Source organism: Deinococcus cellulosilyticus NBRC 106333 = KACC 11606, assembly GCF_007990775.1.
Classification (GTDB): domain Bacteria; phylum Deinococcota; class Deinococci; order Deinococcales; family Deinococcaceae; genus Deinococcus_C; species Deinococcus_C cellulosilyticus.
Map to the genome: position 1 here is coordinate 19,142 of NZ_BJXB01000034.1, position 16,265 is coordinate 35,406.

Annotated in this window: 9 protein-coding genes; 4 read left to right on the forward strand and 5 right to left on the reverse strand. The window is 58.8% G+C overall.

Annotation, left to right across the window (positions count from 1 at the left end):
- Positions 1–27 precede the first annotated feature (27 nt).
- Complete coding sequence (locus DC3_RS24775; protein WP_146889922.1) at positions 28–5,079, forward strand: COG1361 family protein; 5,052 nt, start codon at positions 28–30, stop codon at positions 5,077–5,079.
- Entirely contained in the window at positions 5,076–10,037 is a 4,962-nt protein-coding gene (locus tag DC3_RS24780) for a beta strand repeat-containing protein (RefSeq protein WP_146889924.1), read from the forward strand. The genes DC3_RS24775 and DC3_RS24780 overlap by 4 nt, the downstream gene beginning before the upstream one ends.
- Before the next feature lie 202 nt (positions 10,038–10,239).
- On the opposite strand, the gene DC3_RS24785 is transcribed toward DC3_RS24780, so the two are convergent.
- Positions 10,240–11,226, reverse strand: coding sequence for a PAS domain S-box protein (locus DC3_RS24785; RefSeq protein ID WP_146889927.1), 987 nt, complete (start codon positions 11,224–11,226; stop codon positions 10,240–10,242).
- A 103-nt stretch (positions 11,227–11,329) separates the two neighbouring features.
- Here DC3_RS24785 and DC3_RS24790 point away from each other — a divergent pair, with 103 nt between their 5' ends.
- Together DC3_RS24790 and DC3_RS24795 are read left to right on the forward strand one after the other, a co-directional pair.
- Entirely contained in the window at positions 11,330–12,013 is a 684-nt protein-coding gene (locus DC3_RS24790; protein ID WP_146889930.1) for a response regulator transcription factor, read from the forward strand.
- Between the two features lie 15 nt (positions 12,014–12,028).
- The gene (locus tag DC3_RS24795; RefSeq protein WP_146889933.1) at positions 12,029–12,529 is read left to right on the forward strand and encodes a hypothetical protein; all 501 of its coding nucleotides are present in this window, start codon (positions 12,029–12,031) and stop codon (positions 12,527–12,529) included.
- On the opposite strand, the gene DC3_RS24800 is transcribed toward DC3_RS24795, so the two are convergent.
- The 4 genes from DC3_RS24800 to DC3_RS24815 form a co-directional block, all read right to left on the reverse strand.
- Positions 12,516–13,259 (reverse strand): ImmA/IrrE family metallo-endopeptidase, encoded by a 744-nt coding sequence (locus DC3_RS24800; protein ID WP_146889935.1) that lies wholly within the window; start codon positions 13,257–13,259, stop codon positions 12,516–12,518. The genes DC3_RS24795 and DC3_RS24800 overlap by 14 nt on opposite strands.
- Positions 13,260–14,693, reverse strand: a complete 1,434-nt coding sequence (locus DC3_RS24805; protein WP_146889937.1) for an NAD(P)H-hydrate dehydratase — start codon at positions 14,691–14,693, stop codon at positions 13,260–13,262.
- 3 nt (positions 14,694–14,696) lie between these two features.
- Entirely contained in the window at positions 14,697–15,464 is a 768-nt protein-coding gene (locus DC3_RS24810) for a tetratricopeptide repeat protein (protein WP_146889940.1), read from the reverse strand.
- A gap of 198 nt (positions 15,465–15,662) precedes the next feature.
- Entirely contained in the window at positions 15,663–16,250 is a 588-nt protein-coding gene (locus DC3_RS24815; protein WP_146889943.1) for an FAD-binding oxidoreductase, read from the reverse strand.
- Positions 16,251–16,265 lie beyond the last annotated feature (15 nt).

Sequence of the window (16,265 nt, forward strand, 5' to 3'; positions counted from 1 at the left end):
ACCTCACTGACCTTTTTACTGACTTCCATGTCCTTTGCTGCTCGGGCTGTTCTGCCCGAGTTTTCAGCTGGCGAGGGCAACTGGAGTGCCGATCAGGCCACTGTCGTTCTCGAACAGGACGGTACTGTTCAGCTCCAGGGCCGTGGGAAGGCTGGACTGGCCCGTTTTGAGGGGCAGGCGTTTGATCTGACCCAGCAGTGGGCCACTGTATTTGAAGCACCCCTTAAAGCGGGAAGCCACACCATTGAAGCCATCTCCCAGAGTGCACAATGGCGCGTTTCTCAAGGTCATGTCTCTTACCCTGCACTGAATTTCTCTCTGCACGGCGACCAGTTTCAGCCCCTGATGCTGCTGAGTGACGTGAAAGACGGCACCCACCTGAAAATGGATGCCGATTCAGGCGTGGACACCACAGTGCAAGTCACCGACAGCAAGGGAAGCACCCAGGTGCTGCAACTGCCCGTGGATCTGCCCCTGAGCAGCGAAAATGGTCCTTACCTGATCTCTGGCAGACAGACCGAAACCGACACTGATCCCAGTGTGCTGAAAGCCAGCCTGTCTGGTGAGACGCTGGACCTCTACCCGGTCACCGAGAAAACCCCTGCTTTTGTCAGCATTGCCGCGTTTCTGGCCCTGCCGGACGAGAACCGCCATGTGGGCGTCCAGAGCACCGTGAACGGGCAACAGAAAGCTGTCCCTGCCCACGGTGCCGTCTACGTGATGGATGCAGGCAACCTGGAGGTCAAAGCAGCAGCCCTGTCCGGAACCACCCTGCAGGCACCTGCCCAGGTCAACCTGAAGCCCGGTCAGAGCAGCAACGTGCATCTGGAGTTCGTGCCCCAGACCCAGGTGAAACTGGAAGTGGAGAAAGCCTCAGGTGCCCTCTCTGAAAGCTTCACATTCAAAGCGGTGGCCACCACCGATTTCGAGAGCCTGATTCCTGCCACCCTGTCCATCCGGCTTCCCGAAGGTTTCACCTCTGCGGATGCACTGGAAGTCACCCGTCCCATCAGCAAGACCCGTCCTGCAGAACTCACTGTGGTGGCCCATGCCTCCAGACCTGGCGCTGCTGTCGCCACTGCCCAGCTCAGCCCTTTCAACCAGCAGGCAACCCAGCAGGTGACCGTGTTCGACAGTTCCCTGCTGCAGGTGGAAGTGACCCCCTCCAGCCCACTGGTGGACCCTGGCAGCGAGATGACCGTCAAAGTCACCGTGAAAAACGCCGGAACCGCGCCCAGCGGTGAACTGACCCTCACCGGTCTGACCGACACCGGAATCACCGCAGGCAAGCTTGAAGAAAAGCTTTCTCTGGGTGCTGGCGAAGCAAAAACCTTCGTTGTGCCCATCAAAGTGAACAAAGATGCCCCTGGGCGCACAATGTACCGCACCCTGCTGAAAAGCAGCTCTGGAGACAGCCGCACTGAAACAGTGATCGGCATCAACCAGCCCAATCTGGAAATGGACGTTTCTGGCATCCAGTCCCCTGCCCTGCCCGGTGAGCAGCAAACCGTGAGGGTCACGGTCAAAAACACCGGAACCCGCACCGCCAACTACACCCTGAAAAACGACCTCGGGGATTTCCTGAAACCCATGTCTGATGTGGATTTCACCGGCACCCTGGAGCCCGGTCAGGAAGTCTCCCATGTGTTCCTGGCCGAGACCACCTACGGCGCAGAAGCCACGGGCAGCCTGAAAAGCGTGCTGCAGAGTGAGGCAGGCGAGCAGGTGCAGCATGTTCCTGTGACCCGTGCCCTGGTCCAGTTCAAACTGGCACTGAGCAAAGACAGAATCAAGATGGGTGAGAACGCCACCTACACCCTGACCGTGAAAAATCCCCTGCCCAGACCCATTTCTTTTCGTCTGGAAGGCAAGCACGACGACACCGTGCAGCTCTCTGAAGAAGAGACCCGCATCATCAACCTGGAAGCCTTCGAAGAGGGCACCGTGGAGTTCGATGCGAAGTTCACCAGACCCGGCACCAGAACCCAGCAGTTCACCGCCTTCATGGGTGAAACCGTGGTGGCCACCCCGGTGGAGCTCTCCAGCGAAATTGCCAACGTGTACACCCTCACCCGTGAGAGCGAATTCGAGCTGCCTTTCACCCAGAACAGCACCGCTCAGGAATTGATCATTGCTCATCCCCTGCCTGCCGGGACCGAATACCAGGCGGGCAGCAGCACCCTGAATGGTGAAGCCCTGCCCGATCCCCTGATCGGCAACGACGGGGTGCTGTACTGGAAGGTCAAGGCCGTGCAGAGCGGAACCCTGAAGTACCAGGTGGTTCACCAGAAATCCCTGACCGATGTCGCAGAACCCACCGTGGTGGCCCTGGTCAGCAACCGTGAACCTGAAGTGCTGGCTGGACCGTTTCACCGTTCTGATTACCAGTACGCAAAGCCCATCCATGCCAGAACCGAAAACACTGGTGCCATCAAACTGCCGCTGGCAGGAACGGTTTTCCGCAACCGGGACCGCATCTCGGTGAAGGTGCAGGTGCCTGCAGATCAGGACGGTGCCCTGCTGGTCAACGGTCAACCTGTGGAGGACGCCTCCATCGGCCTGAGAAGCCTTGATCCTGACTCTGGAATTGCCACTTTTGAGTACGTGGGTCTGCAACTCCAGAAAGGCAGGAACACCCTGACCGTTGGCCAGGAGCAGATCGAGGTGCATCTGGCCAGTGCTCCCGTGAAACTGACCGTTGAGCCTGTGCAGAATCTGGCAGACGGCATCACCCCCATCCGCATGAAGATCATTGCCAGAGATGCCAGCGGGCTTCCCAGCGGTGAGGGCTTTGTGGATGTGCTGTCCAGCCTGGAACCCAACCAGCCTGACGTGAACCCCTTTGAAGGGGGTTACCAGATCCGCATGGTGGATGGTGAGGCCCTGCTTGAACTGCGCCCCACCACCAGCACCAGACCCCTGAACCTGACCCTCAAGATGGATCAGCTGACCCAGACCCAGGATGTGTCTCTGCAGTTCAGCACCCGTCAGGTGGGTGTGGGTCTGGCCAGCATCACTGCACATGTGGCTCCCTTCAACGTTCAGGGCAAAGGGGCAGCCTACCTGGAAACCCCTCTGGGTGAAGGTCAGCTTCAAATGGCCATCAACAGTACCGGTCTGGAGAAGAACACCAACCAGAATTTTGCCCTCAGAGGGGACGCCAGCATCGAGGAGCAACCCCTTTATGGGGACACTCCGGTGGCTTTCCAGTACGATCACCCGGACTTCAAAGTGAGCTACCGCGAAGGGGCCGTTCCGGTGGACGCCCTGCCCGTGTCCCAGAATCACGTTTACCTGAGCGCCCAGACCACTGGAGACGGGCAGGTGTCAGGCTTTGTGGGTCTGGTGCCCGGTCATTCCCGCACCTTCACCATCACCCCTGTGGGAGCCAGAACCTACGCCCTGCCTGACGGGAACATCAACACCTCCAGCGAACGGGTTGAACTCATCACCACCATCAAAGGTGAAGAGGTCATCAGGGTGCTGAATTACGGGGTGGATTACACCGTGGATTACCTGCACGGGATCATCGAATTTGGACGCCCTCTGATTGCCCTGGATGAAGCCCTCAACCCTGTGCGGGTCAAGGTGACTTACACCACCGATGCCGAGACCTCCAACTTCACCGCTTGGGGCGTGCAGGTCAGCAAGAAAACCGAGAACACCAGCCTGAAACTTGCCGCTGTGCACCTGCCTGAAGGCTCCACGGCAACCGTGGTCTTCTCTGCGAAAAGTGCAACCACCAAAACCGATTTCCAGGCCAGCACCGATTACAAGGGATACCGCTCTGCAGCGAGTGTTGCCATCAACAGCCTTCCCTGGAACATCTCCATCAAAGGGGGCGTGCAGTCCAGAGGCTACACCGGGCTCGACAGACAGCAGGACGGTGAGCACCTCAACCTGCAGGCCAGTTACCGTTTTGATTCCCACTGGTCCTGGCTGGGTCAGGCCGATTACGACACCTTCAGTGGCATGCAAAGTGCCAGCATCAGAACCGGCATCCAGTACTCAGAAGATCCCTTCAGTGCCTCTGTGCGTGTGGGCAAGTCCTTCGGGGTCAAGAGCAGTTACAGCCTGTTTCTGGGAGCAGCCTACGACCAGGACCCCTGGAAAGTCTCTCTGGATCAGCAGATCAACTTCTCGGGAGAACCCAGCGTCACCACCTTCAAAGCCGCGTACAAACTGGACCAGAACACCAGTGCGGTCTTCAGAGACGAGTACACCTGGGGGGGCAGCAACACCGCCTTCATCGGGCTGGAAAGCGTGATGGGCAACACCAATTACAGCATCGGGTATGAACTGCCCAGCAGCACCGGAGAGGGCAACCGTGCCCGCCTTGCTGGCAACACCGTGCTTCCCCTGGATGACCGCTGGAGTGTGGACCTGAAAGGCAGCATGACCGGAGACCTCTCAAAAGAGCAGGTGACCTTCGGGGCAGGCAGCACCCTGAAATACAACGCCCAGAACTTCAACAGCAGCCTCGGTCTGGACTACGCCAACTCGGGCAGCAGCAGCAAGTTCTCTGTGCATGCAGGCATGACTGGAAGACTCAGCGACCAGTGGACCCTGGGCTTTGATGCCCTCAAAGAGTTTGGCGAAGGTGGCCTGGGGACACGCCTGAACCTGAACTTCGCAGGCCGCATGAACAGCGCTTCACTGCTGGGTTCCCTGAACTACTCGGATGGCACACTGGCCCGAGGAGAAGCACAATTTGGTGCCCACATCGCCGGGAACTTTGTGCAGCGGAATTACCAGATCCGGGGTCAGGTGGATGCCCGTTACCTGCTCAATGACCCCAGTGCTTTCACGATTCAGGGCCTCGCTGGAGCGAACCTGTTCGTGACCGACAGGATTGGACTGGGGGCCGTGCTCAGGTACATGACCCAGCCCGCAACCGGAATTCAGGCCTTCGGATATGGCATTGAGGGCAGCGTGAATGTGTGGAATGGAGTGTGGGCCACTGTGGGATACAATCCCCAGGGCTTTACTGGAATTGCACCCATCGACAGCCAGGCCGGATTTTACTTCAGACTCGATTTCCTGCTGGATGACAACAGCTTCAAACACGAGGACAAATGATGCGTCGAATTCTTCTTCCCCTCCTTCTGCTGCTGGCCCTGGTCTTGCAGGTTGCCAGTGCCCAGGTGATCCGCAACTTCACGCCCAGGTACAACGTCACCGACACCGCCAACATCCAGGTGATCGGCAACACCCTGATGACCTGTTCCACCAACTCCGGGGCCACCGGAGCCAGCAGCTGTCTTGCGGCCCGCAGTGGCACCGCAAGCGTGCTGGCAGACAACAACAACAACAACCACGGGAGTAGCTATGTGGATGTGGACGCCTCAGACTCCCCCACCTACAACAACTCCTCGACGGCCACCCTGACCCTGCCTGCCAACTCGACGGTGTTGTGGGCAGGGCTGTACTGGTCTGCCCGCGACAACACCTCCACCGACAACACCGACCGCCGTCAGGTGCGCTTCAAGACCCCAGGTGGCAGTTACAGCACCCTCACCTCCAACCAGACCGACGTGACGGGAGCAGACTACCAGTCCTTTGTGGATGTCACCACCCAGCTCAGAACCTTTGGAGCCGGAACCTACACCATCGGGGGGGTGCGGGCCACTGTGGGCGACACCGTCACCAACACCTATGCTGTGTGGGGACTCGTGGTGGTCTACCGTGATCCTGGTCAGACCCAGCCCCGAAACATCACCGTGTTCGACGGTTACCTGAACATCTCCACCAACACCGGGGGCCTCACCACCGCCACCATTCCGGTCTCAGGCTTCACCACCCCCCTGCAGGGAGCTGTGAACACCGAAGTGGGTGTGATGTCCTACGAGGGGGACCTGGGACTGACCGGAGACGTGATGCAGATGAGCCGCGACAACAGCACCTACATCACCCTCGCCGATGCCCAGAACCCCAGCACCAACTCCTTCAACAGCACCATCAGTCGAGGGGGCGTCACCTTCAATGCCAAGGACCCCAACTACACCAACAACCTGGGTGTGGACGTGGACTTCTTCACCCTGACCCCAACCACCAGCCCGGCCAACCCCCTGCGAAACGGAGACCGCACAGCCTACCTGAGGGTCACCACCACCCAGGACCAGTATTTTCCAGGGATGATCACCTTCTCGACGGACATCTACCAGCCAGACATGAAAACCACCAAAGGGGTGATTGATGTCAACGGTGGCACCATCACCGCGGGAGACCAGCTGGAGTACGTGATCACCCTGAAAAACGAGGGGCTGGGACAGGCCACCAACGTCACCCTCAGCGATGCCATTCCCCAGAACACCACCTATGTGGCAGGCAGCATGAAAATCGATGGGGCAGCCGTCACCGATGCCAGTGCCGATGACCGTGGAGAGTACGGCGCTTTCTGCAGTTCTGCCAACTGCATCCGGGTCAGGGCTGGAACCGGAGCCAACAGCAGCGCAGGAGGGACCTTCGATCCCAATGCCTCCACCGAGGTGCGCTTTCGGGTGACCATCGGGGCAGGAACCCCAACAGGCACCTTCATCTACAACCGGGCCACCATTGACTACAACACCCTGATCAGCAACCAGAGTTACTCCATTGCCTCAGGAAGTGCATCGGTGGTGGTGCAGGTGGGTGCAGGACTGTCCTACGAGATCTCCGGGAAGGTCTTCACCGACCTGAATTATGGCGGTGGACCCGGACGCCCCACCACGTCAACGGGCATCTCTGGTCGGGGCAATGCCCGCGTTGAGGTGTACGACAGTGCAGGCAACTTCCTGACCTCGACCACCACCAACGGGGTGGGAGACTACTTCCTGAGCCTTCCTGCAGGAAGCTACACTTTCCGTGCTGTCAGCAGCACTGTGAGCAGTGCCCGGAGTGGGTACACCAGTGCCCTGCTGCCTGTTCAGACGTACCGGACCACCGCTTCCGGGTCCACCGTCACCCCGGTCACCAACAAGGTGGGCGGCGAAGACCCCAGCAAGGTGGATGCACCCAGCAACACCACCAGTGCCACCCTCTCCAGCCTGACCACCAGCACCCAGACTGCCCAGTCGGTGAGCAGTGTGACCATCACCAGTTACGCCATCCAGAACATCGACTTCGGGTTCAACTTCAGCACCATCGTGAACACCAATCCCTCTGGTCAGGGGTCTGTGGCCCAGTTCATCCTCAACTCGAACGCCCTGGGAGACGAGAGCACCATGGCCCAGGTGGGCAACCGCCTCAGCAGCACAGGGGTGACCGAGTCCCTGCCTGCTGGAGTGGAAAACAGCATCTTCATGATTCCCGCTGCGCAGCTCACCAGTGGGGTGGCCGTCATCAACCTGACCTCCACCCAGACCATGAGCGGTCCCAGCACCTCACTGGATGCCACCACCCAGACGGTGAACATCGGGAACACCAATGCAGTGTCTCTGGGCACAGGGGGCACGGTGGGCAGCACCAGTGTGGCCTTCAACCAGATCCCTGGCCCTGAAGTGCGGATTTCTGGTCCTCGCAGCCTGAGCTCGGGCATCATCGTGACTGGAAGCAGCAACCAGATCCGGGGCCTGGCCCTGTACGGATTTGGTGCAGGAGACAGCAACACACCCAGCGGTGCCCTGCAGATCAATGCCGCCTCTGCCAGCGTGCAGCTGAACGTGTTTGGCTCCACAGCAGCCAGCCTGACCGATCCCGGAGCCTCTGCACGCACTGTCTCTGCCCTGCTGGGTGCAAACAATGCCACAGGCCTCAGCGTGACCCGCAACATCTTCGCCCACTCTGGAGGTTACGGGATTTACCTTGCCGGGACCAGCGCAGGGACCTTCACTGGAAACGAGATTCGCAACAACGCCCTCGAATTTCCAGCTGTTGCTGCCTTCACCCAGGCAGGCACCGGGGCTGTGACCAGCACCCAGAACCGCATTGCCAGCAACCGTGGCACGGGTTTCAGTGTGAGGTCCGGAACGGCCACTTTCAGCCAGAACACCGTGGACAGCAATGTGCTGGACCAGCAGGGTGCCCTGGCAGGGGTGCGTCTGCTGACCAGCGGCAACACCCTGTCCCAGAACCTGATCGTGGGCAATTTCGGAAGCGGGATTCTGGTGGGTGGAGGGGCCTCCAACAACACCCTGAGCCAGAACCTGATTTACGACAACACTGCGCTGGGCATTGACCTGCGGTACGACAGCACCAACCAGCTTGCAGGAGATGGCGTGACCCCCGACGACAGTGTTTACACCGCTGCTGCAGGCAACCAGGCCATTGACTACCCCACCCTGACTTATGCGGTTCTGACTGGAACCAGCCTGGAGATCAAGGGGCAGGTCGGAAGGGCAGCAGCTCCAGTCGCAGGCACCTTCACCATCGAGGTCTTCACTGCAGACAACGACCCTGCCAACCAGAACGGCGCAGTGGAAATTGGCGATGGCCTTTCCGTGCCTCACGGTGAAGCCTCCAGATACCTGGGAAATTGCACCACAGCTGCCAGCGGCACCTTCAACTGCTTTTTCACGGTCAGTGGACTCACCACCACGGACAGCATCACCCTGACCTCCACCCTGGCCACTTATGGCACCAGTGAATTCAGTGCCAACCAGCAGGTCATTGCAGGACAGACCCTTTCTGGCAGCGTGTATGAGGATGTGGACACCAACCGCGTCAAGACCAACCCCGAGAACTGGGTGGGGGGCAGCGCCGTGTACGTGAACCTGCTGCAGAACAGCCAGGTCTACAAGACCTTCACCGTGAACGCCGGGGCAGGAACTTACAGCTTCACTGCCCTTCCTCCCGGCAACTACAGCGTGATCGTGACGGGCAGTGCCAGCAGCACCACTCCCGCCACCCCTGCTGGTTTCATCACTGTGAGTCCCAATCCCTCCCAGATCTCTGCCACCATTGCCGGATTCGATGTGACCGATGTGAATTTTGGCTTCTTCAAAGGCATCCGCATTTCTGGCGTGGTCTTCAGGGACGATGGGCGCACTGCAGGGACCGCCAACAACGCTCTGCAAGACGGACAGGAAGCTGGAATCAGTGGAGTGAAAGTCACCGCAGCCAGTGGCAGCAACACCAGAGACGTGCTCACAGACGCCACTGGACGCTACACCCTCTACCTGGGAACAGCTTTTGCAGGCACCTCTGTGACCATCAGTCACCCTGAACGTCCTGCCACCGGAACGAACCTTGCTGGAGCGTCCATCGTCAAAGCCACCTCTTTCACCGACAGCGCAGCTTCCCAGCGCAGCCTGACCCTGGCCCTCGGAAACGCCCAGGACAGCCTGAACTTCGGGGTGGTGCGCCCCAGCATCCTCAGAAGCAATCAGAGCCAGCAGGCCTTCAGCCCCAGCACGGTCGAGTACATCCACGAGTACCAGCCCGGAACCCTCGGCACCACCACCTTCAGCATGACCGGAGCCCTGAGGTACCAGTTCTACCCCGACCTGAACTGCGACGGTACTTTCTCCGACAGCGAAAAAGCCACTGCCAGCACTGTGCTCAACGTGACCTCCAGCTGGCCCAGAGACCAGGACGGCAGCCTGACCAGTTGCCAGGTGATGGTGCGGGTGCTGATCCCATCCAACCTGCCCGCTGGAACCACCGACAGTGCGCCTTTCACTGCGAACCTGCTGTGGAGCACTTCATCCGTCACCAACCCGGTCAGTGTGAGAGACACCACCACCATTCAGAGTGCCACTGGAGGCCAGCTGAAACTGGTCAAGGAAGTGCGCAACATCAGCACCGGAGGCACGTTCAGCAGCAACGCCCCTGCCACTGTAGGACAGGTTCTGGAGTACAAGATCAGCTACACCAACCTGGGCCTGGCCAGCATCTCCAAAGTGATCCTGTCTGACCCTGTGCCCAGTGAAACAAAAGTGGTTGCCGATGTCTTCGGAACCGGAGAGGTGCGCCTGTTCTGCCCCTCAGGAACCAGCTTCGACCTTGCCGCCGAAAATGCCACCACCATCACGGCCAACCTGGATTTCATCTGCGGAAATGGCACTGTGGTGAAACCCAGCCAGGGAGGGTACTTCCTGTACCGGGTGCAGGTGCAGTAAATCCCCCCTGTCTTGTAGGATGCTGCGCATCCTCAAGACGGTCCCCCCTTGACGAAGGGGGGTTGATGGTGGCCTTTACTGGAGACCATCCCAGACGCCCAACAAGTCCCCCTTCTTTAAGGGGGACAGCCTCGAACGCCAGTGAGAGGCAGGGGGATCTTGGCCTCAGTAACCTCAAATGCCCACCCCTTCACAGAAAAATCTACCCCTGTACCACCCCCAGCACCCGATTCTTGTCGTGCTGGTCGAGCCTGCCCTTGAAGACCAGCTTTGCACTGGAGAAACCGCTGAGCTGGACTTCGAGTTCTTCGGGTTTGCCAGAGTCCTGGCTGCGGCTGATCCAGTTCAAGAAAGCCTCATACTGGTCGGCACTGAAGTCCTGCTGCAGGCTGCGAAAGCGCATGGTGCCCTTCCAGTGGCTCACCAGTTCACGGATGCTTTTGGAGAAGGTGATGGTGTGGTTTTGCAGGTCGATCAGGAAGGTGGACATGCGGGCGGTTTTCTGGGCTTCCTCAAGGTCGTAATTGAGTTTTTCGAGGTGGTCCCGGTACTGGATGCTTTCGGTCTGGTCCTGTATCTGGGCAACCAGGAACCTTGGGGTGCCATCTCTTCGCCAGATCAGGGAGACATTCAGCTGTGCCCACAGCAGTTTGCCTTCCCGGGTGATGTAGCGTTTGAGGATCTGGTAGGTTTCGATTTTGCGGTCCAGCAAAAGTTGCAGGTAATTCAGGTCTTCGTTGAGGTCTTCGGGGTGGGTGACTTCCTGAAAGGACATGTTGAGGAGTTCGTCGCGGGAGTATTGCAGCAGGTCGCACAGGGCGTCATTGACCTGCATCCAGCGGCCATCAATGCCCACCAGGGCCATCCCGATGGCCGAGTACTTGAAGACCGAGTAGAAAACGTTGTCGGTGGCGTGTTCCAGGGGCTCTTCAGGCATGTCCCTGTACACCAGCACACTGAAACCCTGGTCTCCGAGTTCCCGCATGATGCGCAGGCGATAATCATTCAGGCGCAGGAAGTTGTTTTCATGGTTGTCTGCCAGTTGCAGGTTGTCGCTGGCGTATTGCAGTGCCCCGAACACCTCCTCGCTGGGTTCCATGAACCAGGAGGTCTGCTTCAGGCTTCCATCGTTCTGGAGGCGAAAGATGCAGATCAGGGGCATCTCATCGGACCGGACTGGGGTTGTCATGCACCCAGTCTACTGAATTGTCAGAGGGGGCCGGTCAGGGTTTCCCCTGAAGGCAGGAGGGGCAACAGAAAAATGGGCACAATTTGCTTATAATCGGTCCAACATGCCAGCCTCAAATCGGTCACAGCCGAGAATCCTCATTGTTGAAGACAGCCCGGTGCAATCCTCCATCATCCAGTCCTACCTGAAAGGGCAGGAGTACCAGGTGATGACGGCTTCCACAGGTCAGGCTGCTCTGGAACAGGTGTCACAGGCCGATCTGGTGATTCTGGATGTGATTCTGCCAGACATGAGTGGTTACGAAATTCTGTCCTTTATCCGCGAAAACCAGCTGCGGGCCAGGGTGATCATGCTCAGCACCCTGGCTGACACTTCCTTCAAAGTGCGGGGCCTGAAGAGTGGCGCAGACGACTACCTGGGCAAACCCTTTGACCTGACCGAGCTTGAAGCCCGCATCCAGGCCCTCTTGAGGCAGAACTTCAACCCTCTGGAAGCCACCACCGGAAGGTTGCGCATCAGCAAGGTGGACCAGTGCGTGTACATCCAGCAGAAGAAAGTGGAACTGTCCAAGCAGGAGACTGAACTGCTGTGGTACATGGCCGAACACCCGGAGCAACCCCATTCCCGTCAAGAGTTGCTGGACAACGTGTGGGGTGCTGATTTTCAGGGTGGGGAGCGCATCATCGATGTGATGATGGTCTCTCTGCGCAAGAAACTCGGGAACAAGGTGATCCAGACGGTGCGTGGCGTGGGTTACCAGTTGCACCCTGAGGAAGCAGGGAAGTAAACAGGAGACGTGCCCATGGCCCTCTCTCAGCAAGATTCACGTCTGGACCCGGTGTTCAAAACACATGACAGGGAGTGGATTTATGCTTTTTCTGGATCGCCCTGGCAAAAGATGATCCAGTCCATGCCGCAAGATTTTCGCAGACACTGGTGGTTGCTGGTGTACACCATCCTGAAGGGGTTGTTTCTGTCTTTTCAGGAACAGCTTTCATTTGTTGGACTGTTGCTGGGTGCCTACCTGCTGTTGAAAGCAGAATATTTACTGAGGCTTGTTTGCACACGCATCTGGACTGAATTTACCGTGGGATGGGTGTTTTTCAGCCTGAGGCTGCCTTTTGCCATTGCCTTACTGGTGCTGGGTTATCTCAGACTGCTGGGACCTCATGCTGTTCCTGGCGGCCTGCTGTTCAATGGTCCGGTTTTTCTGCTGATTCTTGCTTTTGTGGGATATTACATTTACCAGACCCTTCAGGGACTGCTGGCACTCAAAAACCTCCACCTGATCACACCGTCCTGAACACCCCGACCACACGGTGCTTTTCTGGATAAGTGGTCAGATGGGCTGGCATCTTTCGTCCACTGGTGAAAGGAACAAAGGTGTTCTCATCCAGGGGGAGGCGGGTGTCAAAGCTGACCTGCACAGGATGGTCTTTCGGGATGATCTGTCCGAGGGTCAGGGAATATTTGAAAGCTGCATTCTGGGCCGTGAAGTTCACCACCAGCGGCTTCTGGGGAGCGGCAGGTTGAAAAAGCACGATCAGGGTGGGTTCCTGGGCCTGTTCAGCAATGGAGACCATGGCACTCCGCAGGCTGATCTGGGCTTTGCGGCTGAGGTCCAGCACCGCCTGGGCACTGATGCCGTGGCGGTCCAGCACGTCTTTCAGGACTTCAGGTTCGATCAGGATGTTGGCGGCACCCCAGTCACAGAGCCTCTCAATGACCTGTTCAAGGTGGTCCCCTTCAAAGTCCTCGTGGATGTCGCTTAAAAGGTCGTCATCATCTAAAAGCAGCGCATGTGCGATCTCATGGGCAAGGGTGAACTTCTGGCGGTTCAGGTCGCGGGTGTTGTTGATGACGATGGCCTTGTGCACCGGATCATACGCCCCGTCCCGTTCCCCGAGGTCCATGAAAACCAGCTTGGCTCCTGCGGCCTCCCCGAGGCTGTACAGGTCACGGGCCTGGTGTTTGCGGGCGAATTCGAGGGCGAGTTCTCGCATGCGGGCTTTGTGTTCGGGTTTCGGGTCCATTCACTCTCCATGAAGCAGGGCGTGCCAGGCAGGTCCGACCGCGTGAGCGACATCGCTGGCCTGCAGCCCGTAATGGTGGCGTTCAAAACACAGGTCTCCTGCCCGTCCGTGCAGGTACACCCCGCTCAGGGCGGCATGTTTGGCACTGAGCCCCTGACCGAGCAAACTGGCGATGATCCCTGCAAGCACATCTCCCATGCCTGCAGAGGCCATGCCTGGGTTTCCAGAGGTGTTGACCCAGGTGGTCTGTTTGGTGGCGATGGTGGTGGGGCCTCCCTTGAGAACCACCACGCCACCATACTGTTTCTGCAGGGTCCGCACGGCACCCAGAGGATCGGAGAGCACCTCAGCAACATCTGTTTCCAGCATGCGGGCGGCCTCTCCAGGGTGGGGGGTGAAGATGGTCCGTTCATGGCCTTTGCCCCGCAGTGAGGTTTGCAGGGCGTCTGCATCCACCACGGTGGGCAGGTGCTTTTCCAGCACCATTGCAGCAATGTCTTCGGCCTGGTCTCCGAGGCCCATCCCCACCGCAACTGCCCCTTTGAAGGGCAGGTCTTTCACTTCACTCCAGTCCTGAAGGGCATGGCTGATGGTTTCTGCTGGCGCGTGCTCCACAGGCACCACACTGGAGTGGCGCACCAGACCACTTCCTGTTCTGAGGGCAGCAAGGGTGCTCAGGGCAACGCATCCGGTCATGCCGCTCCTGCCCCCAAGCACCCACACCTCCCCGGCACTTCCCTTGTGGGCGTTCTGGTTGCGTCTGGGAAGCCACTGCTGCACGTCTGAAGGCTCAACGGTGTGCGTGCTGGTGAACTGGTGGGTGTACTGTCCAGGCACCCCGATGGAGAGCAGTTCGGTCTCCCCTGCCCATTCACTGGCAGGTTCAAACAGGTGGCAGGGCTTCAGTCCGGCCAGGGCAAATGTGCGGGTTGCCCGCACTGCAAGTTCTGGCCTCTCTGGCACATCTGCCCGCACCCCACTGGGCAGGTCGATGCTGACCACAGGTTTGAGGGACATGTTCAGGGCCTCAATCAGGGCAGCGTATTCTGCACTGAGGGGAGGCTGGAAACCTGTGCCCAGCAGACCTTCAAGCACCACATCGTTCTTTGCCATGTGGTGGCGCACCTGGTCGACAGTGAGAGGAAAGGTCTTCGTAAAGACCTGGAGTTTTTTCAGGCTGTCCTGGTGGGCCTCCTGGTGGGCAAGCACGGTGATTTCATGGCCCAGGGCAAGCAGGTGACGGGCGGCCACCACTGCATCTGCTCCATTGAAGCCCTTTCCAGCCACCACCAGCACCCTGGAATCCGGGAAGTGTCGGTGCAGGGCTTCGGCCACACTGCGTCCAGCGTTCTCGACAGTCACCTCCAGAAGGCCTTTTTCAGAGAGGGTCTGGTCCAGTGCTTTGACCTGTTGCGATGTGAGAATCAGGGCCACATTTCACCTCGTCAGCAGGAACCAGATGACCCCGATCAGGATCACTCCATAAAGGGCAAAAACGCCAGCCTTTGCAGCAGGGGCCTGCTGCCTGCCTTCCTCTCTGGCCTGCTGCATCAGGGCTTTCTGTTCCAGACGCTGGCTTTTCTTCAGGGACTGGATGGAGGCCCCGATGCGTTTCTGTTTGCGCAGCAAAACTGCGAGGTTGTTGTGGGCCAGGTGGTGCTCGGGGTTCAGTTCCAGGGCACGACGGTACAGGGCTTCTGCCTCATTGTGGTTGCCTGCCTCCAGCGCAATGTTCCCCAGATTGGTGATGGCCCGGAAATGCATGGGATCGCTCTGGATGGCCTCCTCGAAGGCCACCCTGGCCTGCACCGGATCTCCCAGCTGGGCCTGCAGCACCCCGATGCGGTTCAGGGCCTCTGCGCGGGTGAAAGGGTTGTTCCAGGCAGGTTGCAGCTTTGACCTGAGGGTTTCAGGGTCACGCTCCTCCTGTTTTTCGGTCTGTTGCAGGGTTTCAATGCCCATTCTCAGGTCAGACAGGGAAAAGAACTCCTGCAGGGGGTTCAGGTCCGGGAGATAACGCAAAGCTTTCAGAAACTGTTTGCTCCTGATGGCCTCGGTGGTGCCCATCATGGCCTGCACTGCCAGGAGCATTTCTGGATGGTGCTCTCCGACCAGTTCCAGGGCCTGGATTCTGGCCTCGGCCTGCTTGAAGTTGCCCTGTTGAATGGACTCCCGCCAGCTCAGCGGGGTCTTGCTGTCAGTCATGAGGAGTATTCTATCGCTTTGGGAAGGCTGGCGTCAGTGGGCGTGAACAGGGAGCCGAGGGCGGAGGGCCAAGAGCAGAAGGCAGAAAGCAGAAAGCAGAAGGCTAAAAAAGCTCTGGCACCGGGAGGTATTTGCTGTGAACTGTCAACTGTGAACTGTCTCAGATGCCCTTCCCTGCAAGAGCGCTCCAGCGCACCTTTAATCCCCTGTTTTGAGCTGCAGGGTGTCCAGAACCTTGCGGGTAAGGTCGTTCTGTTCAGGCTGGAGGTTGAGGGGTCCCCGGATGTCTTCTGTGACGGGATCGGTGCAGTATTCCACCTGTTCATGTCCAGCGGGTGCGTCCTGATCCCCCTCCACGTAAGTGTGGGTGGAAGTTCTCCAGGCGTAGGCCCAGCCCTGTTTTTTCAGGTCCTCGAAAGATGGTTTTTCCGGGGTGCGGTAAAGCCTGCTCCCGGCTTCTGGTCTCAGGCGGAGGTTGGCGCTCTGGAAAGCCTCCACACCTGCTCCGATCACCAGTCGGGTGAGGTCGTATCCGCTGACGTTTTTCACCACGATGCCTCCCACCTCCACCGGGCCTGAGGCACTGAGGTAGGTGAGGCCCAGTACTTCGTGTCGGAAAGGGTTGGCATTCAGTTCTCCAAAGCCTCCTCTGGCGAGGTAAGCCCCCAGGGTCAGGTTCACCTTTGCGGCCCGCAACCGCACACCTGCAGGGAGGTGCTGATGAATGTCTTGCAGGGCTTCCCTGGCATCTACCACGAGCAGGAGGTCTTCGAGTTCCAGTTTCATGGGTTCATCATAACA

What these genes read in the sequence shown, in the direction of transcription:
- DC3_RS24775 (WP_146889922.1), top strand. Translation starts at nt 28, where the DNA reads ATGTCCTTTGCTGCTCGGGCTGTTCTGCCCGAGTTTTCAGCTGGCGAG.
- DC3_RS24780 (WP_146889924.1), top strand. Translation starts at nt 5,076, where the DNA reads ATGATGCGTCGAATTCTTCTTCCCCTCCTTCTGCTGCTGGCCCTGGTC.
- DC3_RS24785 (WP_146889927.1), bottom strand. Translation starts at nt 11,226, where the DNA reads ATGACAACCCCAGTCCGGTCCGATGAGATGCCCCTGATCTGCATCTTT.
- DC3_RS24790 (WP_146889930.1), top strand. Translation starts at nt 11,330, where the DNA reads ATGCCAGCCTCAAATCGGTCACAGCCGAGAATCCTCATTGTTGAAGAC.
- DC3_RS24795 (WP_146889933.1), top strand. Translation starts at nt 12,029, where the DNA reads ATGGCCCTCTCTCAGCAAGATTCACGTCTGGACCCGGTGTTCAAAACA.
- DC3_RS24800 (WP_146889935.1), bottom strand. Translation starts at nt 13,259, where the DNA reads ATGGACCCGAAACCCGAACACAAAGCCCGCATGCGAGAACTCGCCCTC.
- DC3_RS24810 (WP_146889940.1), bottom strand. Translation starts at nt 15,464, where the DNA reads ATGACTGACAGCAAGACCCCGCTGAGCTGGCGGGAGTCCATTCAACAG.
- DC3_RS24815 (WP_146889943.1), bottom strand. Translation starts at nt 16,250, where the DNA reads ATGAAACTGGAACTCGAAGACCTCCTGCTCGTGGTAGATGCCAGGGAA.